This window comes from Kaistella sp. PBT33-4 (assembly GCF_029194425.1).
Taxonomy (GTDB): domain Bacteria; phylum Bacteroidota; class Bacteroidia; order Flavobacteriales; family Weeksellaceae; genus Marnyiella.
This window is the reverse complement of the sequence record NZ_JARFYL010000002.1, coordinates 532,491-554,402: the sequence shown is the minus strand read 5'-3', so window position 1 is coordinate 554,402 and position 21,912 is coordinate 532,491. Positions and strand designations below refer to the sequence as shown.

The following is a 21,912-nucleotide window of genomic DNA, read 5'->3' as shown; positions in this document are numbered from 1 at the left end:
ACCTGCTGAATTACCCTATTGAAGGTACGACTGAATCAAATTTTACTGAAAAATGTTTGTAGCTGGCTTCATCAATATTAAATTCACCATACCATACATTATCATAAATATAGACAAGATCCGAAAATTGCTGCTTTAACTCAGGTTGCGTAATCTCGGAGGTATAATCCCTGTTTGTTTTCTCGGGAGTCCAGAGAATCACATCCTGGTCTGTAAGGTTCTTGAGCATTTTTAAAAACCTGTAGCGCACCGCAGAGCGGAAATCACCCTGCTGCTCATAAGCCAGAATAGTTTCAGCGAAATTGATTTCATGAATATTTTCATGGACTTCCGTGCCGTTTATAATTACTTTGTAGTTCTTCTTCCCAGAAAAGGTTCCGTACCTGGAAACCAGAAAGCGAAGTAAAAAATAGAATAAAAAAGAAATCAGGAGGATGGCCAAAACCCTTATAATTATGCCGGTAATCCCCACAGCCTTGCCTGGATTAAGTTCATCAAAAAGGAAATCGATAATCTCCTCCACCTTCTTCAGAAATTTCTGCCATATGGATTCACGTGGCTTCACCCCTGAATAATCGAAATCCGCTCCCCTGTACTGTTGTCTGTAATTCTGAGCAAACTTTTTGGGATAAACCTGATTGTCGGTTACAGCAGAACCGTGGGAAAAGGAATCTGATGCCGCACTCCCACTATACCTGCTGAGTAATATCGAGTCTATTTTAGTGGTACCGGACACGGGTTCCTGAGCCGAAAAAGCAGCGCAAAGGAAGAGTAGAAAGAGTAGTGAAAATCTAAGCTTCATTGCGTCCGATAGCATCTATGTTGGAGAGGTCTACATTGCGATGCAGATCGGTTCGGCTGTCATAATACATCAAACCACCATTTACCAATATCAGATTCATTAGAATAAAGGAGACCAGGATGGAAACTCCATAGGTCATAAAAAACAGCATTCCCATGCCGCCGGCCAAAGGATTTTGAGGACCTGTCCCACTCCCATCTTCCATTACCGCAAAAATCCGGAACATCATGATTACCAGCGGTATCATTGTAAATATGGTGGTTATTACATTAATGATGAGATACATAATAAAAGTAGAGCCCCAGTATTTCCAGAGAGGTGAACGGTTGGGAAAATTGGCGTAATTAAACTGCGACCGGAACGCGTAGCTAAGGGACTGAAAAAACCCCTGTCCGGTATGGAAATAATGGAACAGGAGAAAATTGATGACATTCATAGCGAGCGGCAGCAGAAAAAGCAGCATAAAAAAGCCGATAACGATAATCATCAGTGCATAGGATATGCCGATAACCACTAAGAACACTGGTGCTACAATAAAAAGCATTCCCAGGAAAAATACTACAAATCTGGAAGCGTTGGAGCGTATGTCAAACAAGATTTCGTCGGCCTTAATGTCTTTGTTCCCTGTTTCACTCAACCTCTTCATGTAAAAGACCGGGAAAGTATAGCTTATTATACTGGCAGCCAGAAAGACAATAAATACGGCGGCAAGTGACAGGATGAGCATAATTTGGTTTTCCTCAAAATACTCCTGCCACAGGTAACTGCTGCCATCTCCGGCAGCACCCGTAATCTGTGAAAAAAACTCACTGTACCCAATCACAAACATTACCACCAACAGGATGAGCAGAGGCCCGTTCAGCAATAGCCAGTTCCTGAAATAATTTCGGCCGTGGGTTTGGAAAAAACCAAAGGTATCTGAAATAAGTGCGCTGAAATCTCTGATCTTATAAAACTGTGTCATATTGTGTCTTTAATTTTCCGGTGAACAATAAAAGGATAAACAAGGTAGTAAAAGGAAATGATTGTGAAGGTAAAGAGAAGTAATATCAGATTAAGCATCAAAGGCATTTTCAGCGCATATCTGGTCAGATATCCCTCTATTATTCCGGCGCATATAGTGAAGGGGACGGTACTAAGAAAGATCTTAAACGAATTTTTAAAACCGATCTTAAAAGAATTGAACCGCGAATAAGTATCCGGAAAAAGAATGGAGGCCCCCAAAATCAGTCCCGCCATGGCTTCAATAACCATGCTGAAGATCTCAAATATACCGTGCAGCCAGATCCCACGGGCACTTTCCTGAAGTGCTCCCTGCTGATGAAAGAAATACTGAAAAGTACCCACCATAATGGCATTCTGCATCAGCACAAAAAGAGTTCCGAGTCCGCCAAAGATGCCATAAATATATAGTTTTGCTCCTACGGCCAGATTATTAACTATGATATAGACCATCATACCCCAGTTGGATCCCTGCTGATAGACCCCGACCGCGTTTTCCTGCCTGATATTTTCAAGCGTTCTGTTCACATAATCCTCACCCAGGATCAGCTTTGGAAAATCTTTATCATAGAATGTGGATACCACCCCAATCAGCACAAAAAGGAAGAAGAAAAGAAATGCATAACTTAAGAATCTGCGGTAATGATAAACAAGCAGCGGTACTTCAGTCAGGAAAAAATAGCTTAGCCTGTTCTTCTCCGTACGTCTTGTTTTATAAATTCGCTGAAAGATCCGACCTGACAGATGGTTGAGATAAACAGTGGTTTTACTCTTGGGATAGTATGTTTGTGCAAAGGAAAGATCATTAAGCAGGTTAATATAAAGTGAAGACAGGTCGTCCGGATTTTTTTTTATCTTTCCGTCCACAACCTGTTCAATTCCCAGCCATTTTTCTTTATTTTGTTTAATAAACGCCACTTCCCTCATACGTAGCTAAAATAGTAAAATATATGTCGCAAATTGACATCACTACCTCACAAAACATAAATATACAATACCAGGTGGCGGGTATCGGCGAAAGGATTGCGGCTTTCCTGATAGACATGATCATAAAAATCGCCTATGTCATTGTGCTTTACACAGTTCTGTCAAAATTCCTTAATCTCGAAACCTATTTCAACTCACTGGACCGTGCGTCAATTATCGCTATACTCACAATTATTACGCTTCCCGTTCATCTGTATACTCTTGTTTTTGAGAGCTTAATGGAAGGTCAGACCCCGGGCAAACGACTTATGAAGATACGGGTGGTAAAGATTGACGGTTATCAGGCTTCTTTTGGAGATTATCTGGTGCGCTGGGTTTTCAGGTTAATCGATATTACAAGTAACTCAGGGGTAGTTGGTATTATCTCAATGATTGTCAGCAAAAATAACCAGCGTTTGGGTGGCATTGCCTCCGGAACTGCAGTCATATCGCTGAAAAATAAGACAGGAATCTCACAAACCATACTGGAACATCTGGATGAGGGGTATACCGGTACCTATCCGCAGGTGGTGGCTCTTACTGATAACGATGTACGCATCATCAAGGAAACCTTCACGCGTGCAATGACCACCTATGACCGGCAGGTAATCTCCGCAATTGCTGCGAAAATACGCGAAACAATAAAGCTGGACCCGGATCAGGTTAAACAGACTGAACAGCAGTTTATCCGGACGGTTATAAAAGATTACAGTCATTATACGGGCCGGGATGAATGACGCGGCCGGCTTTGGTATATTTATTTCATCAGCCTTGCCATGAAGTATACAAACAATAAATCCGGTAACGGAGGTGTAATTACACTTTCCAATGATGAGGCAGAGATCGGCAGAGCAACATATACCGTTTTTCCGTCTGAGCAGAAATTAATTATCTCGTTCGTGCTTGTACATCCGCAGTTTGAAGGGCGGGGAATGGGAAAATATCTCGTTGAAGCCACTGTGGCGTATGCCAGGGAAAATAACTGGAAGGTCTACCCACATTGCTCCTATGCGCGTGCGGTAATGAACCGGATGAATGATGTAGAAGATATTATGCTGCACCGGTAAAATAAACAGACTGCTACAAAAATAATGTAGCAGTCTGTTTTTATATTTCTGGAGCAGCTGATTACAGGGTGTCCATCAGCTCGTCCGTGATTTCCATATTGTGGTAAACATTCTGAACGTCATCGTCTTCTTCGAAACGCTCAAGCATCTTCATATTTGCCTTGAACTGTTCCGCATTAACCGCTTTGCTGTTATTGGGAATCCTTTGAAGTTCGGAGCTTTTAGCCTCAATTGAAAGTTCGTGCAGTTTATGAGACAACGAACCGAAATCCTCAAATTTGGTGGTGATGTATACCTCATCTTCATCCTGGTCGATCTCCTCGGCACCACCGTCTATCATTTCCATTTCAAAATCGTCCCAGTCCATTTTAATCGCAGCGCGGTCTATAGTGAAAACACCTTGCCTGTCAAATAGAAAGGCAAGTTCACCATTCTTACCCAGGTTTCCGTCAAATTTGTTAAAGATTGCCCGAACGTTTGCTACGGTACGCGTGGTATTATTAGTGGTACATTCCACGAAGAATGCGACACCACCCTGACCATAACCTTCGTAAGTTACTTCTTCATAATTCTCAGCATCAGCGCCACTGGCCTTCTTGATGGCACGTTCAACATTGTCTTTGGGCATATTGGCACCTTTGGCATTCAGGATACACCTGCGCAGTGCGGGATTGGAATCCTGATCCGGACCGCCAGCTTTTACAGCAAGTGCGATATCTTTCCCGATCTTGGAAAATGTTTTGGCCATCTTATCCCAGCGGGCCATCTTAGAAGCTTTTCTGTACTCGAACGCGCGTCCCATATTCTATTATGATTAGGGTGCAAAAATAGCTAAAAAGTTCACACAAAAAAACACCTCCGAAAATTCGGAGGTGCATTTTATTGAAGGGAATCACGTCTTAGTAATCTCTCTTTTTCATAGCATCCCAAGTAGCTGCATCAGCTGGCTTAACGATTACTTTTCTGTCTTTTTCTCTCTCAGCGTTAGAAGCAGATTCCGGTACAACAGCATCCTGCTCACCAACACCCATTGATTTAAGAGAACTCTCGTTTACTCCTCTTGCTTCAAGAGCCTGAACAACAGATGCTGCTCTTTGTCTTGAAAGTTTAAGGTTGTAAGCTTCAGATCCTTTCTTATCAGTATGACCGATGATCATGAATCTACCTTGAGAATCTTTAATGATCTGAGCCGCGTTGTCAAGTTTTTCTTTAGACTCAGCTCTTAATGTAGCTTTGTTAAAGTCGAAAAGAATGTTCTCCAATGCCTTAGTAGCTTCGTCACCCCAAACTTCGATTGGCTTAGGACATCCGTTGTACTGAGCAAGACCCGGAACTGTAGGACAGGCATCATCTTTATCAAGAATTCCGTCACCGTCTGTATCTGGCCATGGGCATCCTGCGTTTTCAGCTGGTCCAGGAACGTTAGGACAGTTATCGTCTCTGTCGATGATTCCGTCACCATCTGTATCTGGCCAAGGACAACCGTTATTTTCAACTGGTCCTGCAACTTCTGGACATTCGTCATCTTTATCTGGGATTCCGTCACCGTCAGTATCAGGACATCCTTGGAATTCCGGTAAACCTGGAGTATCCGGGCAAAGATCATCTTTGTCTAAAATACCATCCTTATCTCTGTCCCTCTGTCCGAATCTGAACAACAGGGAGGCAGAAGCCTGCCAGAAATTAGGAACATTTGACTTATCGTTAAATGGAGTCGCAACATAATCCCCCTGAATACCCAAACCAAAGTTCTTGGTGATCCAGAAATTAGAACCCAAGCCTATTGGAGTGGCAAAGTGATTAGCTTTACCAACCGTAGTTCCACTTGCATCATAGTTAATCATTTCATTATCGTTAGCCGCATCCGCAACTGGGAAACTAACACCTGAATAATCATGTCTCAGGTAACTTGCCCCTACTCTTAAATAAGGGTCAAACCAGGACTCCTCGTTCCAAAGCGTATTCGCTTTAAGTTGAAGACCTAAACCGGTCATCAGCATAAATTCTTTACCCATGTTAAATCTTGGGTTGGGAACGTTACCTACAGAAGTTTGCCAGTCCAGCACTAAAGGACCTGCAAGGTGTCTAGCTACAGTTAATTTAGAAAGTGGTGGAGTAATATGGTAGTCACCGATATTGAAGAGTCTATCGAATGCACCGAATTTGTCACCAATCCCGCCGTTCTTTACGGCCATGTGATTCACCCCGTGAGCACCAACCCCGATCAACCACGGATTGTTGCTTGTTTGAGCGAAAACAGTAGTGGCAACCGTAAGTGCCAATGCTGAAATTCCTAATTTTAGATTTTTCATAGAATTAAATGATTAAATAATTGATATTGCAAAATAAATATAATTTTTCCTTATAAACAAAGTTTACCAGACTTTATTTAACTTTTCTTAAGAATTCTGTCAAGTGCTCTTTTGTTTTCTCTGTCTTTAATGGATTCCCTTTTATCAAAGAGTTTCTTACCTTTACCTAATGCTATAAGCACCTTTGCTTTCCCTCTGTCATTGATATATAATTTAAGAGGGACAATTGTGTTACCCACATCCTTCATTTTCTTTTCCAGTTTCTGAAGTTCTCTCTTATGAAGTAAGAGTTTCCGCTCCCTTTTAGTCTTATGATTATAATATGTTCCGAGTTTATATTCATCAATAGACATATTTATAATATAAAGCTCCCCCTCTATAAACTGGCAAAATGACTCTGTGATACTGGCTTTAGAGGATCGTAGAGACTTGATCTCTGTTCCGGTAAGCACCAGGCCTGCTTCCACCTCTTCCAGAATCTCATATTCAAACCGGGCACGTTTGTTTAATATTGTAACAGATTTTTCGATCTTCATCTTATAGGGCAAATTTCTCCAAATTAGTGGCTGTCAGCTTTATATAATTTTTATAAAAGATTTTAACATTCATCCAATTTTTAACATAATATGAATTAGCCCTCACCACTCACTGCCCCTAAGACGGCCGCAAAGGCACTGTAATAGTGAAAATCTTTTCGTATTTTTGCACCAAATTTACAAAACTATATGTTAACAGTATCTAACCTATCCTTGCAATTCGGGAAAAGAGTTCTTTTTGATGATGTGAATATCATGTTTACCAAAGGGAATTGCTACGGTATTATTGGAGCAAACGGCGCCGGAAAATCCACCTTTCTGAAAATCCTGACCGGCAAACAGGACCCAACAACCGGCAACGTATCGCTGGAGCCCGGCAAAAGAATGTCTGTTTTGGAGCAGGATCACTTTGCATATGATAACTATACCGTGCTGGAAACAGTACTGAGAGGAAACAAGAAGCTTTTTGAAATAAAGGAGGAAATGGATGCGCTGTATGCAAAGGAGGACTTCTCTGATGCAGACGGGATTAAAGCCGGTGAACTGGGCGTAATTTATGACGAGATGGGCGGCTGGAATTCAGAATCCGACGCAATGACCATGCTTTCCAACGTAGGCATTAAAGATGATATGCATTACCAGCTTATGGGTGAGCTGGAAAATCAGAATAAAGTAAAAGTTTTGCTGGCCCAGGCACTTTTCGGAAGCCCGGATGTGCTTATTCTGGATGAACCTACAAATGACCTGGATATTGAAACCATTTCGTGGCTCGAAGATTTCCTGGCCGATTATGAAAACACTGTAATTGTAGTATCTCACGACCGTCACTTCCTGGACAGCGTTTGTACGCACATTGCCGATTTGGACTACTCCAAACTGAACTTATATACCGGTAACTATTCATTCTGGTATCAGGCGTCACAGCTAGCTACCCGGCAACGCCAGCAGGCCAATAAAAAAGCGGAGGAGAAAAAGAAAGAACTTCAGGACTTCATCGCGCGTTTTTCATCCAACGTTGCAAAGGCAAAACAGGCCACCGCACGTAAGAAAATGATTGACAAACTAAATATTGATGAGATAAAACCGACCTCCAGAAGATACCCGGCTATTATTTTTGATACGGAACGCGAGGCGGGAGACCAAATCCTCGAAATTAAAGGCCTGGAGAAAACAAAAGACGGCGAACTTCTGTTCTCGGACATCAACCTGAACCTTAAGAAGAATGACAAGGTAGCTGTTCTTTCCAAAAACAGCCTGGCGATCACAGAATTCTTTGAAATCCTGGGCGGTAATTCAGAGGCTGACAAAGGAACCTTTAACTGGGGAATTACAACTACTCAGTCTTATATGCCGCTTGACAATACCTCGTTTTTTCAGGAAAACATCAATCTTGTAGACTGGCTGCGTCAGTTCACAAAGAACGATGAGGAAAGACATGAAGAATATATGCGCGGCTTCCTGGGTAAAATGCTATTCTCCGGAGATGAGGCACTGAAATCCTGTACCGTACTATCGGGAGGTGAAAAAATGCGCTGCATGTTCTCCAGAATGATGCTTCAGCGTGCCAATGTACTGCTGTTGGATGAACCTACCAACCACCTGGACCTGGAGAGTATCACCACGCTGAACAACTCGCTCACCAACTTCAAGGGAACGCTCCTCCTCGCTTCCCATGACCACGAAATGCTTCAGACGGTCTGTAACAGAATTATTGAGCTTACGCCAAAAGGAATCATAGACCGCGAAATGAGTTACGACGAATACCTGGCTGATAAGAAAGTAAAGGAACTTCAGCAGCAGATGTATTCTTAAGAAATAATTTACCCTGCATCTTAAAAGAGGCTGTTTCACATTTTGTGAAAACAGCCTTTTTTTTGATCTTGAAGCCTGCCTGTAATTAAATGTATCTTTTGAAAATGCTTAACCCACCTGCGGTTTTAGTGACGGATACTTTTATGTTACGGTGAGTTCACGCCCTATGTCTTCCCATATTTTTTTTCGTATTTTTGTTGAACTATGAGTCAAAAATGGATTTACAAACCCGAACCGGATGAAGATATCGTAGACGGCATAAGTTCGTCTCTGGGTTTTGGAACTTTTGAATCCAAAATACTGGTTCTCAGAGGAATTGACAACTACCAGAAAGCACGGGAATTCTTCAAGCCCAACCTCAACGATATTCATAATCCGTTCCTCATGAAGGATATGCAGCTTGCCGTGGACCGCATAGCGACTGCTATTGAGAACGGCGAGAAAATACTTGTTTACGGCGACTATGACGTGGACGGAACTACTGCTGTTGCGCTCATGTACCTTTACCTCAGCAAGATTGTAGACAAGAAATATCTGGAATTTTACATTCCCGACCGAAATTCTGAAGGCTATGGCGTTTCCAAAGAAGGAATAGACTTCGCCAAAGAGAACGGTTATACCCTCATCATTGCTTTGGACTGCGGTATAAAGGCTATTGATAAGGTTGAATACGCAAAAGGTTTGGGAATAGATTTCATCATCTGCGACCATCACCTGCCCGGAGAGCAGATTCCGGAGGCAGTTGCCGTGTTGGATCCAAAAAGAGCAGACTGCCGTTATCCCTTTAAGGAACTTTCCGGATGTGGCGTCGGTTTTAAACTTTGCCAGGGACTGAACAGCATTTATAAAATCCCCTACGCTGAACTTTTTGAACTGACCGACCTATTGGCCATTTCAATTGCTGCGGATATAGTTTCCATGACAGGCGAAAACAGAGTGCTGGCCAAGCAGGGACTGAAAGTACTGAGGAAAACCCGCAACTTAGGTTTAAGGTTGCTGATCCCCGCTGATAAACTGGCAACTTTCGAGATCTCCAATATCGTATTTGAAATTGCACCGAAAATTAATGCCGCAGGCCGCATTTCGCACGGAAAAGCAGCGGTCGAATTGATGGTTTCTGACAATCTGAAGCAGGCACACCAGATCGTCAATGACATCATCACCCTCAATGACAGCCGCCGTGAGATGGATATGAGCAGTACCACCGAGGCACTTCTTCAGGTTGAAGAGTCCGGGCAGGTGCAGAATTATACTACAATTGTTTACGGAGCGGGCTGGAATAAAGGAGTCATCGGAATTGTAGCTTCCAGGCTTACAGAAACCTATTATAAGCCGACACTTGTCTTTACCGACGGAAACAATGGCGAAATGGTAGCCTCCGCACGAACCGTGGCTGATTTTGACGTGCATGATGCATTGGAAAACTGTTCAGACCTTTTCCTGAAATTTGGCGGACATCCTGCTGCGGCAGGACTTTCAATGGAGAAAGACAAGTTTGATCTGTTCCGTGAGAAGTTTGAGAAAATTGTATCTGAAAAAATAAAAGATCATCAAAAGGAACCAAGTATCACTATCGATTCTGTGGTAGATGTGGATGAACTGAATAAGGATTTCTTCAACTTCCACCGTAAGCTGGCACCTTTTGGACCTAATAATATGAAACCGGTGCTGGTACTTAAAAACCAGAAAATATCAGGTTTTGTAAAGACGATGGGAAAGGATGAATGCCATCTGAAGTTCTACATCCGCCAAGAATCTACAGGCCGGAACATTGAATGTGTAGGTTTTAAACTGGGCAAGTATGCGGACGAGTTCCGAAACAAGCGTTTTGATATCGCATTTACGGCCGAAGAAAATCACTGGAAAGGCAATGTGACCTATTTCCTGAATATCCGCGATGTAAAATTTATCGCTTCCGAAGAAACTCCCGGACTGATAAACTCACCTACGGAAAATATTTCATGAAGAAAGTAGGTCTTTTTTTCGGGAGTTTCAATCCGATACACATCGGACATCTGATTTTGGCCAACTATATCCTGGAAAATTCGGATATGGAGGAACTTTGGTTTGTGGTGAGCCCTCAAAATCCTTTTAAAGAAAAAAAATCACTGCTCAAAGACCATAACCGCCTGGACATGGTACAGCTTGCCATTAAGAACTATCCCAAGATGCGTGCCTCCAATGTGGAATTCTCCATGCCGCAACCCAGCTATACCATTGATACATTAACGTATCTGCATGAAAAATATCCGGACTATTCCTTTGCGCTGATAATGGGTGAGGATAATCTGGAAGGTCTGGCAAAATGGAAAAATTCTGAGATGCTGATCAAAAATCATCAGATTATTGTGTACCCACGGACATTTGAAGGTGAAAAGAAGGACCACGAATATATTCAGCATGAAAATATAGCATTTGTGAACGCGCCTGTAATTGAACTTTCAGCCACTGAAATACGTCAGATGATAAAAGCCGGTAAAAATGTGCGGCCCATGCTTCCTCCTGAAGTTTTTGAGTACCTGGACGGAAGTGCTTTTTATAAGTAAAAACTGACCTGTAAACAGGGTTACAATAAAATATGAATTTCATCAATAAGTTTTTTGCAAAATATTCCGACGAAAAGATTACCGGTTGGTTCCGGAAGGTATGCCTTCTGGAAGCGGTGTCCTGGCTTTTCCTTTTTTCAGCTATGATCTGGATCCGCTATGACCGTGAGGGACTGCTGCCGACCATCTATATCATTGTCGTAGGAAATATTCACGGGCTGTTTTTTACACTTTACCTCTTACTTTTGGCATCTGCCCGCCGAATCTATAAATGGGATGATGAGGACACCGTGTTTGCTCTTCTCGCCGCATTCTTTCCCTTTGCAACCGTATGGATTGATAAAAGACTGGCAAAAATGGAGCGGGAATAATGCTCTATTTTTTCTGGTATATGAAGATGGGTGGATTTTTCTGCTCATTTTTTTGTTATTTCTAACTTAATTTAATTCCGCAAACCTTTGACATACCGTTAATTATAACTATCAATAAAAGTGATTAGGTACTTTGTATTGCATATTACTGCATTTTAATTATATCTTTGCAAGGAAAATTAGTAACAATCTATAAGTACTATATACTTATTTGGTAAATAGAGATTTCAGGCCACGGGCCAAAGATTACAACAAAAACAATAACCATGAAAAAACAAATTACCTTCATTTCCCTGCTTGCACTGTCATTTTCTTATTCACAGGACATGCATCAGAATGACACTGTAGCCACAAAAGAAATTGCAGAAGTCGCCCTTATCAAGAAAAACTTCAAAAAGGAGTCCGACCGTTTCGTGTACGATGTTGCGAGATCACCTGTAGCCAAAGGGAATACGGCATTCGGCATCCTGAAAGCAACCCCCATGGTATCCAGCACTGACGACAAGACGGTAAAAGTCCTGGGAAAATCAAATGCTGTGATTTTCATGAATGGCCGCCGCACCAATATGAATGCGGAAGCAGTGGTGGAACTTCTGAAAAACACCCCGGCAGAAAACATCAGCAAAATTGAAGTCATCACTGTACCCGGAAGTGAATATAATGTGGAATCGTCTGAGGCAGTAATTAACATCGTACTTAAGAAAAAACTCGATGACGGAATGAACGGTAACTTCAGGGTAACCAACCATCAGGATTATTACAACCAGCAATCCAGTGCAGTATCTCTGAACTTCCGAAAGGATAAACTTGGTATATCTACCAATATCAACGGTTCCAACTGGCAAAGAAGACAGTACTACAAACTTCAAAACGGCACGGCAGGCTACCAAAATACATCGGAAGGACCGGTTTCGGACCCTAACCTCAACCTGGGCGGTTACCTGAATATGGACTATGCCCTCACCGACCGCCAGAATATTGCGCTAAGCTGGAATTCATGGGCTAACAGAAGCTATGACTCGAGGGGTGAACTCTTTAATTCAATCACTACTCCGGCGGGTATCAACTACAACAAAACAATCAATAATGAAAATTCACGCTCTTATAACAATTCACTTAATCTGAACTATGAATTAAAAACCGATTCACTGGGAAGCAAACTTAATCTGAATGTTGCTTACCTGAACTATAAGAGATTCCAGCACAACACCAACTCGACCTTTGAAAGCAATACCTTAAGGGAAACTCTGGACCTGACAAATATGTTCAGGCAGCGCGCGCCGCAGATCATTGATAACTATGCTGCCACAGCAGATTACCTGCATAAGTTTAAAAATGAACTTACCCTGGCGGCAGGAGGAAACTTCAGCAAGACTGAAACAGACAACGATACCTATTTTGAACAACTGAATCCGCTTACAGGCAACTATATAAAAGATGAGAACCAATCTAACCATTTCCTGTACCGCGAACAGATCAGCGGTGCTTACCTATCCGCTGAAAAGAAAATTGGTGAGAAATTTTCCGGAAAACTTGGAGTAAGATGGGAGAACACTCATTCCTTCGGCGAGATACTGAATTCTGATGTCAATATAAAGAGAGACTACAGCAATCCTCTGCCTTTTGCCAGTTTCAGTTATGACATTAATGACCAAAACAATGTTTCGTACTCCTTTTCCAGCAGGATTCGCAGACCCTCATTCTGGGAGCTGAATCCGGTGCGTGTTTACCTTACACCTACAAACTATATTCAGAATAATCCGTTTGTAAAGGCTTCGGAAGTATATAACCACAATTTTACTTACATGCTGAAACAATCCTATTTCTTTGTGGTGAGTCACAGTTTAACCAGGGATGATTTTTCCCAGATCCCCCTTCAAAAGGGTGATGAACTGCGCTACATCCGCACCAATTACGGAGATAAAGTGGAGTTCTCGGCCACAGTGGGTACTCAGAAATCCTTCTTCGGAAGTATATTCACCACTAACACCAATATAGGATTACAGATAAACCGTGTAGATGCATTTCTGGATCATGACCCAATTACGGGAGACCAGTTTTCCCCATTTTCCATCAACACCCACACAAATTCTCTTCTTATCCAGACCAACAATACCATTCGGCTTTCACATAAAAAAGACTGGTATCTGGGTGTCAACTACTGGTACGTGGGCGCACAGATTCTGAACATCGGCACCCTAAAACCTCTGTCTTCGCTGGATGTCAGCATAAAGAAAATCTGGAACGACTGGACATTCAACCTGGAAGCCACGGACCTTTTAAGAACCAACGTAGTAAAAGTGGATGATACCCAGGGCAACGGAAATTATAACTTTGTAACCAATGACCAGTTTAACCGCGGCGTCCAGTTTTCCGTTACCTATAATTTTGGTAACAAAAAGGTGAAAGGACTTCGAAAAATAGAAGATGCCAGTAAGGATGCCAAATCCAGAACCAGATAAGGACTATACTTATACATAAAAAAATCCACCGCGGAACGGTGGATTTTATTCATGGCACAACAAGTTGTTTACGCTTTGGGCAGAAAAACCTCGGCCAGCATGCACCGGGCACTGCCACCGCCGTTGACCTCAATCGTATTCAGGTCCGCAAAAATAATTTCGGAATATTTTTCGATCCTGCTGACCTGTTCAGCTGAAAGGGAATTAAAGGCAGTTTGACTCATTACGAGAAAGGTCTTTCCCTCAGAATTATGAACCTGAAGCATATTGCCGGCGAAATTCTGCAGCTGCTCCTCGGAGATCTCAATAAGTTCCTTGCCTGTAGATTTAATTACTTCCTGAACCTTTTCACGTTCAATTTCATTATCAATACAGTCCAGACAAATGACCACGAAACGGTCTGCCACACACATCATCACATTGGTGTGATAGATGGGCAGCCTTTCCTCTCCGGCATTCTGATAGCTGTGAAATACAACAGGCTCGTAACCGTTCTCTGCACAGAATTTACGGAACAGCCCTTCGTCCAGCCTAAGTGAGACAGAACCATAAGCAATCTTATGGGTATGGTCAAAGATCATGCTTCCAGTTCCTTCCAGGTATTTCCCTTCCTCCTCAAAATGACTCACATCCACCACACGGTCTATTCTGAAACCTTGATTCTCTACCGCTTTCAGCACGTCCTGTCTGCGTTCTACCCTGCGGTTTGGTGCAAACATAGGATACAGAATTACCTTTCCGTCACGGTGAAAACTCACCCAGTTGTTAGGAAATATTGAATCGGGCGTATGCGGCTCAGGTGTATCCTGCACCTTCACCACATTCACACCCTTTTCTTCAAGTATAGCTGCGAAGGCATTAAATTCGGCCAACGCTTTCTTCTGCGTATCATCATTCTGAACATTGACCTGAAAATAATTGTTTTCGGCAGTTTGCGCATTATAACCAAAGGCCACCGGTTCAATCATCAGTACCGTATCTGTAGTTTGCATCTTTTATTAAATTTTATGACAAAAATAGTCAATATTTCAATAGGTATTGGGGAGGTGCAATACCCAAGGATTTGCACCATTAATAATTAAAAAAAATGAATTGGCAGCAGGACGCATGTAAAATTTCCGTTTATCCTATATTTACATAACACAAATACAAAATCAAGATGCTTGAAATTGCCTGCTTTGAAATAACCTCCGCCGAGACAGCGCTGCGGTCGGTAGCCGACCGAATTGAGTTCTGCTCGGACCAGCATCTTGGCGGACTTACACCGGATATTGAAGAGTTCCGCTATTTAAAATCGGTATACAGAAAGCCGATATACGTAATGATACGGCCTGTGGGTGGCGGATTTATGTACTCTGATACTGAGTTTCGGGAAATGCGCAGGAGTTTACTTGAATTTAAACATGCCGGTGCCGACGGATTTGTTTTTGGGATTTTAGGGCACGGTAATACTGTTGACATGGACCGGAACAGCCTCCTGATTGAGCTTGCAGGGCCGTTGCCCTGCACCTTTCACCGGGCCATAGACCGTACCCTAGATCTAGAGACTGGCGTAAGGAGTTTAATAAGGCTTGGATTCCGTGCAGTGCTTACTTCCGGCGGAAAAGCTACAGCATGGGAAGGACGGGAACCTCTAAGGGATTTAATTACCTCTTACTCCCACAGACTTGACATTTTGGTAGGTGGCGGTGTACGCTCAGGAAATATCGCCGAACTGAAAGAAGTCACGGGCGGCCGGCATTTTCACTCCTCAGCCATACCCCAATACGAAAGTTTTGCCAATGAAGAGGAAATCCGCAAACTGCAGATGGTAATCCGGCCGGACCATTAATTTAAACTCTGTTGTTTATTCGCGTACCAACGGTAAGGTAGAGCAGCGCAGTAAACCACCCATTTTAGAAATTTCACGGTAAGGAATTTCTTCCACAGTCATACCCCACTCGTTACGCAGATGATTGTTAAGCCGGGCAAAGGAAGAATCTGAAACAACAATTTCCGGTGATATGGAGAATATGTTTGGATTCATTTCAAACATTTCCTGTTTGGTAACTTCAAAGCAGTTTTCTTCCCCAAAAATATCAAGCAGTAAACGGTAATCACTTTCATCCACAAAACCGTCTTTATAAATAATGCACTTATCTGTTCCAACCGGATTGAAAGTGCAGTCCAGATGCAGAATTCCCGAGAAAGGATCGGTGTCATTCTTCTTAAGCTCCAGGTCTATCACCCTTTTTTTCGGGAAGTATTCCTTCAGAATCTCAATGGCATATTCATTGGTCCGCGCAGTCTTGAAATTCCTGTAATCTTCAGAAAAGCAGGTGCCTACAAAAAGAAAATCATTCCATACAATAACATCACCCCCTTCCACGTGAGCGGTATCCGGCAGATTTATGATTTTTTTCCAACCTACCCGTGCAAAAATTTTGCGGTAGGCATCCTGTTCATTGTACCGCTCAGGAATAATGTTGGAAATAATCATCTTATCCTCTATCACAAAAGCTACATCGCGCGCAAAGACCTGATTATAATTTTCAATGATGTGCGGGCGGAAAACTTCTACATCATATTTTTTCAGAACTTTTTCAAATTCTGTCATTTCATGAACAATAGCCTCCTCCTTAGGGTAAATATTATTATAGAGACTGTGATAAGATTTGGCATCGTAACTTTCCTCCAGCGTATGGGCAGGACCCATAGAATGTGGCATACCCAACACTACCGATTTTAACAGACCTGTTTCGTTATTGATGTTTAACTTCATAAAATGTAGCTTGATACAAATATAGGCAATCACTATCCAAACAAAAAATAATATGTACTTTTAGCTGTCCATCTTAACATCGTATTTATGATTTTTAAATCCCGGATTTTTGAAGAAATTGTTACAGAAGGACCACTGATGCTTAAAGCCGAGAGAAAGTTTGGATGGTTTGGGAATTGCGATGTAAAGATTTATCTTGCGGAGACACAGACAATGAGCTTCCACATCAATGGCACTACCGACAAGGTCTCAAAAGTAGTGAACGGCCTGGATTACCCCTATGAGTTAGTAAGCCGGAACAAAGCAGTATCCGGTGATGACCAATATTTTATAACAAACAACCGCAACTATATTTTCCGTGGAAATTACGGCGAGTTGCTGATAAACGGACAGCCCAAAGCAAAATTGCTTCTTAAACAAAAACTTTTTGGCATAGAACTAACAATGTTGCCTCTACACGGGGAGTTAGATCAGGATGTAAAACTAAAATCCGCCATTTTAATCATGGCAAACATTGCAGACCTTGACGGCTCTTCTCCCTGAGTTTTATAAAATTTAATAATCTGAAGATGAAAAGTACTTCACATCATGACGACCGCATAGCCCAAATGAGCTTTGCTTCAGTATATCCACACTATGTTACCAAAGTTGAAAAGAAAGGGAGAAGCAGTAGCGAGTTACATCAGGTAATTGAGTGGCTTACAGGCTATGATGAAACTATTTTGCGACAACACATCAACAGTAAAACCACTTTCGCTGATTTTTTTGAGTCGGCTAATCTAAATCCCAAGGCCGAGTTGATTACAGGTAGTATTTGCGGTTACAAAATTCAGGAGATTGAAAATCCGCTAACCAGAAAAGTGCGGTACCTGGATAAGTTGGTTGATGAACTTGCCAAAGGAAAAACACTTGAGAAAATATTAAGAAAATGACCTTAAACAAAAGATTAGTTCCTGCCCTGATTGTTTTAATCCTGTTTATAGGATTGGGTACGGCATTTTTTATTTACAAAAGCAATGACCACGCAGAATGTGGGACTGATGTCGGTCTCGGTAGGACTGAAGGCGGGTACTCCTTAAAGGTCGTATCGCATGTATGTAAGGAAAAATTTTCCTTTTAACAAAAATTCCTCCCAATAACGGGAGGAATAACTATAATATCCAATATTTTGTAAACTATCTCGCGTTCATATCTACGTAATCGCGTTTTTGAGCGCCCTGGTAAACCTGTCTTGGTCTTCCGATCGGGTCGTTATGCAAACGCATCTCTTTCCACTGGGAAATCCATCCCGGTAGTCTGCCCAATGCAAACATTACAGTAAACATTTCGGTTGGAATACCTAAAGCCCTGTAGATGATTCCGGAGTAGAAATCTACATTCGGGTACAGTTTACGGCTTACGAAATACTCATCTTCCAGTGCTACTCTTTCAAGCTGCATGGCGATGTCCAAAGCTTTGTCATCAATACCCAGAGAGTTCAGGATATCGTCTGCGGCTTTCTTGATAATTGTTGCGCGCGGATCGAAACTTTTGTAAACTCTGTGTCCGAAGCCCATCAAGCGGAAGTTATCGTCCTTGTTTTTCGCTTTTTCAACATATTTAGCCACATCACCACCATCCTGCTCAATCATTTCAAGCATTTCAATCACTGCCTGGTTAGCACCACCGTGAAGCGGGCCCCATAGTGCAGAAATACCTGCTGAAACTGAAGCGAAAAGACCTGTATGGGCAGAACCTACCATTCTTACCGTAGAAGTGGAACAGTTTTGCTCATGGTCTGCGTGAAGGATTAATAATTTATCCAAAGCTCCTACCACAACAGGATCCAATTCGAAATCCATGTTCGGTCGACGGAAACACATTTTGTAGAAGTTCTCTACATAGTTCAGGTTGTTATCGCCGTGATTGATAGAAAGACCTAATTTTTTACGGTAAGTCCACGCACAAAGATGAGAGAATTTAGCCAAAAGCATCTTTGCTGCTTCATCCATCTCTTCTTTGGAATTTACATTCACAGCTTTCGGGTTGAAGGCTGTAAGTGCAGATGTTAACGAAGAAAGAACTCCCATAGGGTGTGCTGAGCGTGGAAATACATCCAGGATTTTCTTCATTTCGTCAGCTACGAAATTGTATTTTTTAATTCCGTTTTCAAATTTGCCAAATTGCTCTGAGGTCGGAAGTTCGCCGTGAAGCAGCAAATACATCACCTCTGTGAAATTGGATTTTTCGGCAATCTGCTCAATGGGGTAACCTCTGTAATAAAGTTCACCTTTGTCACCATCCAGATAGGTGATGTCACTTAAAGTGGCACCAGTATTTTTATACCCTAAGTCCAGCGTGATTAAACCAGTTTCGTCTCTCAGTTTTGAAATATCAATTCCTCTGTCACCTACGGTGCTCTCTACAATAGGATATTCAAATGATTTCCCATCATAGTTCAGTACAACTTTGTTATCTGACATTATTTATAATTTTTTACTAATTTATGAATATTGATAGTAAACGGCAAATCGATTAAGCCATTCTTAATTAATTTTGTCTATTATCTTTTTACCTTGAAGGCATCCAGACCCGGGAAGACAGCTGTTTCACCCAAAGCCTCCTCAATTCTAAGAAGCTGGTTGTACTTGGACATTCTGTCTGACCTTGAAGCTGAGCCTGTCTTGATCTGACCACAGTTCATAGCTACTGCAAGATCAGCGATGGTGTAATCTTCCGTCTCACCGGAACGGTGGGACATTACGCTTGTATAACGGTTATGCTGAGCCATCTGTACCGCGGCCATGGTTTCGGACAGGGAACCGATCTGGTTCACTTTAACAAGGATTGAGTTTGCGATACCTTCGTTGATTCCGCGTGAAAGTCTTTCCACATTGGTCACGAATAAATCGTCGCCCACAAGCTGTACGCGGTCACCGATTTTTTCGGTCAGCATTTTCCAACCTTCCCAGTCATCCTCATGCATACCGTCTTCGATGGAAATAATTGGATATTTGGAAGCCAGTTCCGCAAGATATGAAACCTGCTCACTTCTGCTGAACTGCGCAGAGTCCTGAGTCTGGAATTTTCTGTAGTCGTAGGTTCCGTCCTTATAAAATTCGGACGCGGCACAGTCCAGAGCAATCATTACATCGTCTCCGGGTTTGTAGCCTGCTTTTTCAATAGCCTGAAGCAAGGTATCCAGTGCATCTTCAGTTCCGCTGAATGTTGGTGCAAAACCACCTTCGTCGCCCACAGCTGTGGAAAGTCCACGCCCGTGAAGGATAGATTTCAGGCTGTGGAATATTTCCGTACCTTTTCTTAATGCATGGGAGAATGAGTCTGCCTTTACCGGCATCACCATAAATTCCTGGAACGCAATTGGAGCATCGGAGTGCGATCCTCCGTTAATTACATTCATCATCGGTACCGGAAGTGTATTGGCATTAACACCACCCACGTAACGGTACAGAGGAAGGCGCAGTTCTGTTGCTGCTGCTTTGGCTGCCGCAAGCGAAACACCAAGGATAGCATTAGCACCCAGACTTCCTTTGTTATTGGTGCCGTCCAGATCAATCATAATCCGGTCGATAAGATTTTGGTCGTACACAGGCATGCCTACAAGCTCCGGTGCGATTACTTCACGCACATTTTCAACAGCCTTCAAAACACCTTTTCCTAAATAATCTGAGCCACCGTCACGCAGTTCAACAGCTTCATGCTCGCCTGTGGAGGCACCCGAAGGAACGGCTGCGCGGCCCATGGCTCCGCTTTCGGTGAAAACATCTACTTCAATTGTCGGATTACCGCGGGAATCAAGAATCTGTCTTGCTTCAATGTACGAAATGTAACTCATTTTTATGTGTTTAATGGATTTTAGTATCGGCCTTATTAAGGTTCACAAATTTAAATAATTTGAGCGGTTTGCAGAGGATATTTCTGCAATTAATCGGCGCTTTCCGAAGCTATTCACATATTTTAAGTAATTTTGATCAGAACATACTCCAAACCCCTTAAAATAGAGCTATGAAAAAAATATTAATCGTACTGACAGCAGTGGTGCTAACTGCCTGCGGCAAAGAAAGCGGAAATGCCGGTGTTGTAAGAGAAGAACCGGAGGCTGTAAGCCCACAAAATGCAAAGGAAGAAACTTTACGTTATGTAGCGGATGACGGCAGCAGTGCCCATGTTACATTTGGTGACTCAGTGGAGGGCAAATACATCAGCATCCGCAGTAATAACAAGACCATTAGAGTAAAACACGAAGCAGATACTGATTCCGGCGATATCTACAGGGAGCATGACATTACCGTAACAGCCAATGATTCGTTGGTTACGATAGACCAGGCAGGCGCTGTTATTGAATTGCGGAAAGCTCGCGGACAGTAACAGCACCTGCAGGTTATTAAGTTAAATCCTGTTTAGAAACGGTAGCCCAAGGCCAGGCCGAAACGGAGTCCTGCCCAGGGGCCGCTCACTTTCGCGGTTGCTCCATTCTCATTGGCGGTTGCATCAATTTTAACAAGAGGTACATCCAGTTCGTCCAGTTCTTTCTGAAGTTCCTTCTGTCTTTCCGGAGTTAATCTCTGACTGCTCACGGCTATGAGGTCACCTTTGGAAATGCCATAGTGTCCTCCCAAAATATTAAAGTCAAGCACCCAATCCTTTTTCTGGCCCAGGAACCACTGTTTGCCGAACATGACACCTATACTGTGACCAGTAACATTTCCCTCCAGCTCCACATAATGAGTTTCGGTTACACCCGCTTCTATGGTCTGGAATTCATACCGGTAATCCGAGAATTCACTATGTGAGTAACGGTAATAAGGCGCCAGATAAAATCCCTGACCAAAGCCGCGTTTCCCCAAATAGAATCGTGGTTCCAGAGTAATGGAGTTATAATTCATCACCATGCTTTCAACATCGCCAATATCCTCACCATCCAGAAACAATTTTACATAGGGCACCTTTCCGGAGGGAATTACAGAAAATGAGGCAGAGAGTGACGTAGTTTTGCTGATGATGCGTTCGTAGGACAGGTTGAGGTTCCGGAAGGCATATGCCGTCACATTGGTTTTGATGATATTGGGATTTTCCGGCCGGATCTGAACCGTTGAAACAGTGTCGGCCCGTTGCGCGAAGGCAAAGGAAGCGCACAGTAGTGCAGCAGATGTAAAGATTTTCAGTTTCATAGAGTAATTTTCAGGGAGTTAAGCGTGCGATAAGTAATCAAAACTAATAAATAAGATACTTATGTGCAACATAAATCTTCAGCGACCTAATGACAAGAGAAAGC

At 42.6% G+C, this 21,912-nt stretch carries 22 protein-coding genes; 11 read left to right on the top strand and 11 right to left on the bottom strand.

What is annotated here, in order from left to right:
- Positions 1-10 precede the first annotated feature (10 nt).
- Genes P0M11_RS05615 through P0M11_RS05605 form a run of 3 tightly spaced genes read right to left on the bottom strand, consistent with a single transcriptional unit; the run spans position 11 to position 2,731 of the window.
- Complete coding sequence (locus P0M11_RS05615; protein WP_275624791.1) at positions 11-802, bottom strand: DUF4129 domain-containing protein; 792 nt, start codon at positions 800-802, stop codon at positions 11-13.
- Positions 792-1,766 carry a DUF4013 domain-containing protein gene (locus tag P0M11_RS05610; RefSeq protein WP_275624790.1) on the bottom strand — a complete coding sequence of 325 codons (975 nt, stop codon included), beginning with the start codon at positions 1,764-1,766 and terminating at the stop codon, positions 792-794. Before P0M11_RS05610 ends, P0M11_RS05615 begins: the two co-directional genes overlap by 11 nt.
- Positions 1,763-2,731 (bottom strand): stage II sporulation protein M, encoded by a 969-nt coding sequence (locus P0M11_RS05605; RefSeq protein WP_275624789.1) that lies wholly within the window; start codon positions 2,729-2,731, stop codon positions 1,763-1,765. The genes P0M11_RS05610 and P0M11_RS05605 overlap by 4 nt, the downstream gene beginning before the upstream one ends.
- Before the next feature lie 23 nt (positions 2,732-2,754).
- Between P0M11_RS05605 and P0M11_RS05600 the strand changes: the two genes are divergently transcribed.
- Together P0M11_RS05600 and P0M11_RS05595 are read left to right on the top strand one after the other, a co-directional pair.
- Entirely contained in the window at positions 2,755-3,507 is a 753-nt protein-coding gene (locus tag P0M11_RS05600) for an RDD family protein (protein WP_275624788.1), read from the top strand.
- Positions 3,508-3,546: 39 nt separating this feature from the next.
- On the top strand, positions 3,547-3,837 hold the full coding sequence (locus tag P0M11_RS05595; RefSeq protein WP_275624787.1) for a GNAT family N-acetyltransferase: 291 nt from the start codon (positions 3,547-3,549) through the stop codon (positions 3,835-3,837).
- Positions 3,838-3,898: 61 nt separating this feature from the next.
- On the opposite strand, the gene P0M11_RS05590 is transcribed toward P0M11_RS05595, so the two are convergent.
- The 3 genes from P0M11_RS05590 to smpB form a co-directional block, all read right to left on the bottom strand.
- On the bottom strand, positions 3,899-4,639 hold the full coding sequence (locus tag P0M11_RS05590; RefSeq protein WP_158063264.1) for a YebC/PmpR family DNA-binding transcriptional regulator: 741 nt from the start codon (positions 4,637-4,639) through the stop codon (positions 3,899-3,901).
- Between the two features lie 97 nt (positions 4,640-4,736).
- Positions 4,737-6,149 carry an OmpA family protein gene (locus P0M11_RS05585; RefSeq protein WP_275624786.1) on the bottom strand — a complete coding sequence of 471 codons (1,413 nt, stop codon included), beginning with the start codon at positions 6,147-6,149 and terminating at the stop codon, positions 4,737-4,739.
- Positions 6,150-6,226: 77 nt separating this feature from the next.
- Positions 6,227-6,685 carry an SsrA-binding protein SmpB gene (gene smpB / locus P0M11_RS05580; protein ID WP_275624785.1) on the bottom strand — a complete coding sequence of 153 codons (459 nt, stop codon included), beginning with the start codon at positions 6,683-6,685 and terminating at the stop codon, positions 6,227-6,229.
- A gap of 189 nt (positions 6,686-6,874) precedes the next feature.
- Between smpB and P0M11_RS05575 the strand changes: the two genes are divergently transcribed.
- The 5 genes from P0M11_RS05575 (at position 6,875) to P0M11_RS05555 (ending at position 13,876) form a co-directional block, all read left to right on the top strand.
- Positions 6,875-8,497 (top strand): ATP-binding cassette domain-containing protein, encoded by a 1,623-nt coding sequence (locus P0M11_RS05575; protein WP_275624784.1) that lies wholly within the window; start codon positions 6,875-6,877, stop codon positions 8,495-8,497.
- 204 nt (positions 8,498-8,701) lie between these two features.
- Positions 8,702-10,462 carry a single-stranded-DNA-specific exonuclease RecJ gene (gene recJ, locus P0M11_RS05570; protein ID WP_275624783.1) on the top strand — a complete coding sequence of 587 codons (1,761 nt, stop codon included), beginning with the start codon at positions 8,702-8,704 and terminating at the stop codon, positions 10,460-10,462.
- A complete protein-coding gene (gene nadD / locus P0M11_RS05565; protein ID WP_275624782.1) occupies positions 10,459-11,043 on the top strand; it encodes a nicotinate (nicotinamide) nucleotide adenylyltransferase in 585 nt (194 codons plus the stop codon). Before recJ ends, nadD begins: the two co-directional genes overlap by 4 nt.
- A gap of 32 nt (positions 11,044-11,075) precedes the next feature.
- The gene (locus P0M11_RS05560; protein ID WP_275624781.1) at positions 11,076-11,414 is read left to right on the top strand and encodes a DUF3817 domain-containing protein; all 339 of its coding nucleotides are present in this window, start codon (positions 11,076-11,078) and stop codon (positions 11,412-11,414) included.
- A 266-nt stretch (positions 11,415-11,680) separates the two neighbouring features.
- Positions 11,681-13,876: a TonB-dependent receptor gene (locus P0M11_RS05555; RefSeq protein WP_275624780.1), complete on the top strand. Its 2,196-nt coding sequence runs from the start codon at positions 11,681-11,683 to the stop codon at positions 13,874-13,876.
- Positions 13,877-13,944: 68 nt separating this feature from the next.
- On the opposite strand, the gene P0M11_RS05550 is transcribed toward P0M11_RS05555, so the two are convergent.
- On the bottom strand, positions 13,945-14,868 hold the full coding sequence (locus tag P0M11_RS05550; protein ID WP_275624779.1) for an arginine deiminase-related protein: 924 nt from the start codon (positions 14,866-14,868) through the stop codon (positions 13,945-13,947).
- A gap of 167 nt (positions 14,869-15,035) precedes the next feature.
- Between P0M11_RS05550 and P0M11_RS05545 the strand changes: the two genes are divergently transcribed.
- Positions 15,036-15,707 (top strand): copper homeostasis protein CutC, encoded by a 672-nt coding sequence (locus tag P0M11_RS05545; protein ID WP_275624778.1) that lies wholly within the window; start codon positions 15,036-15,038, stop codon positions 15,705-15,707.
- Positions 15,708-15,722: 15 nt separating this feature from the next.
- Here P0M11_RS05545 and P0M11_RS05540 read toward each other — a convergent pair whose 3' ends face one another.
- Positions 15,723-16,637, bottom strand: coding sequence for an arginine deiminase family protein (locus P0M11_RS05540; protein WP_275624777.1), 915 nt, complete (start codon positions 16,635-16,637; stop codon positions 15,723-15,725).
- An 87-nt stretch (positions 16,638-16,724) separates the two neighbouring features.
- Here P0M11_RS05540 and P0M11_RS05535 point away from each other — a divergent pair, with 87 nt between their 5' ends.
- Together P0M11_RS05535 and P0M11_RS05530 are read left to right on the top strand one after the other, a co-directional pair.
- Complete coding sequence (locus tag P0M11_RS05535) at positions 16,725-17,180, top strand: hypothetical protein (protein ID WP_275624776.1); 456 nt, start codon at positions 16,725-16,727, stop codon at positions 17,178-17,180.
- A gap of 26 nt (positions 17,181-17,206) precedes the next feature.
- The gene (locus P0M11_RS05530) at positions 17,207-17,569 is read left to right on the top strand and encodes a DUF2200 domain-containing protein (protein ID WP_275624775.1); all 363 of its coding nucleotides are present in this window, start codon (positions 17,207-17,209) and stop codon (positions 17,567-17,569) included.
- Positions 17,570-17,812: 243 nt separating this feature from the next.
- Here the strand turns inward: P0M11_RS05530 and P0M11_RS05525 are convergent, their stop codons facing one another.
- Together P0M11_RS05525 and eno are read right to left on the bottom strand one after the other, a co-directional pair.
- The gene (locus tag P0M11_RS05525) at positions 17,813-19,099 is read right to left on the bottom strand and encodes a citrate synthase (protein WP_275624774.1); all 1,287 of its coding nucleotides are present in this window, start codon (positions 19,097-19,099) and stop codon (positions 17,813-17,815) included.
- Positions 19,100-19,179: 80 nt separating this feature from the next.
- Positions 19,180-20,472, bottom strand: a complete 1,293-nt coding sequence (eno, locus tag P0M11_RS05520; protein WP_275624773.1) for a phosphopyruvate hydratase — start codon at positions 20,470-20,472, stop codon at positions 19,180-19,182.
- A gap of 170 nt (positions 20,473-20,642) precedes the next feature.
- Here eno and P0M11_RS05515 point away from each other — a divergent pair, with 170 nt between their 5' ends.
- A complete protein-coding gene (locus P0M11_RS05515) occupies positions 20,643-21,005 on the top strand; it encodes a hypothetical protein (RefSeq protein WP_275624772.1) in 363 nt (120 codons plus the stop codon).
- A 32-nt stretch (positions 21,006-21,037) separates the two neighbouring features.
- Here the strand turns inward: P0M11_RS05515 and P0M11_RS05510 are convergent, their stop codons facing one another.
- Positions 21,038-21,808: a DUF3575 domain-containing protein gene (locus P0M11_RS05510; RefSeq protein WP_275624771.1), complete on the bottom strand. Its 771-nt coding sequence runs from the start codon at positions 21,806-21,808 to the stop codon at positions 21,038-21,040.
- Between the last annotated feature and the right edge of the window lie 104 nt (positions 21,809-21,912).

Bases quoted from the DNA above. Each gene is read 5' to 3' on its own strand.
- P0M11_RS05615 (WP_275624791.1), bottom strand. From the start codon at position 802: ATGAAGCTTAGATTTTCACTACTCTTTCTACTCTTCCTTTGCGCTGCT.
- P0M11_RS05610 (WP_275624790.1), bottom strand. From the start codon at position 1,766: ATGACACAGTTTTATAAGATCAGAGATTTCAGCGCACTTATTTCAGAT.
- P0M11_RS05605 (WP_275624789.1), bottom strand. From the start codon at position 2,731: ATGAGGGAAGTGGCGTTTATTAAACAAAATAAAGAAAAATGGCTGGGA.
- P0M11_RS05600 (WP_275624788.1), top strand. From the start codon at position 2,755: ATGTCGCAAATTGACATCACTACCTCACAAAACATAAATATACAATAC.
- P0M11_RS05595 (WP_275624787.1), top strand. From the start codon at position 3,547: ATGAAGTATACAAACAATAAATCCGGTAACGGAGGTGTAATTACACTT.
- P0M11_RS05590 (WP_158063264.1), bottom strand. From the start codon at position 4,639: ATGGGACGCGCGTTCGAGTACAGAAAAGCTTCTAAGATGGCCCGCTGG.
- P0M11_RS05585 (WP_275624786.1), bottom strand. From the start codon at position 6,149: ATGAAAAATCTAAAATTAGGAATTTCAGCATTGGCACTTACGGTTGCC.
- smpB (WP_275624785.1), bottom strand. From the start codon at position 6,685: ATGAAGATCGAAAAATCTGTTACAATATTAAACAAACGTGCCCGGTTT.
- P0M11_RS05575 (WP_275624784.1), top strand. From the start codon at position 6,875: ATGTTAACAGTATCTAACCTATCCTTGCAATTCGGGAAAAGAGTTCTT.
- recJ (WP_275624783.1), top strand. From the start codon at position 8,702: ATGAGTCAAAAATGGATTTACAAACCCGAACCGGATGAAGATATCGTA.
- nadD (WP_275624782.1), top strand. From the start codon at position 10,459: ATGAAGAAAGTAGGTCTTTTTTTCGGGAGTTTCAATCCGATACACATC.
- P0M11_RS05560 (WP_275624781.1), top strand. From the start codon at position 11,076: ATGAATTTCATCAATAAGTTTTTTGCAAAATATTCCGACGAAAAGATT.
- P0M11_RS05555 (WP_275624780.1), top strand. From the start codon at position 11,681: ATGAAAAAACAAATTACCTTCATTTCCCTGCTTGCACTGTCATTTTCT.
- P0M11_RS05550 (WP_275624779.1), bottom strand. From the start codon at position 14,868: ATGCAAACTACAGATACGGTACTGATGATTGAACCGGTGGCCTTTGGT.
- P0M11_RS05545 (WP_275624778.1), top strand. From the start codon at position 15,036: ATGCTTGAAATTGCCTGCTTTGAAATAACCTCCGCCGAGACAGCGCTG.
- P0M11_RS05540 (WP_275624777.1), bottom strand. From the start codon at position 16,637: ATGAAGTTAAACATCAATAACGAAACAGGTCTGTTAAAATCGGTAGTG.
- P0M11_RS05535 (WP_275624776.1), top strand. From the start codon at position 16,725: ATGATTTTTAAATCCCGGATTTTTGAAGAAATTGTTACAGAAGGACCA.
- P0M11_RS05530 (WP_275624775.1), top strand. From the start codon at position 17,207: ATGAAAAGTACTTCACATCATGACGACCGCATAGCCCAAATGAGCTTT.
- P0M11_RS05525 (WP_275624774.1), bottom strand. From the start codon at position 19,099: ATGTCAGATAACAAAGTTGTACTGAACTATGATGGGAAATCATTTGAA.
- eno (WP_275624773.1), bottom strand. From the start codon at position 20,472: ATGAGTTACATTTCGTACATTGAAGCAAGACAGATTCTTGATTCCCGC.
- P0M11_RS05515 (WP_275624772.1), top strand. From the start codon at position 20,643: ATGAAAAAAATATTAATCGTACTGACAGCAGTGGTGCTAACTGCCTGC.
- P0M11_RS05510 (WP_275624771.1), bottom strand. From the start codon at position 21,808: ATGAAACTGAAAATCTTTACATCTGCTGCACTACTGTGCGCTTCCTTT.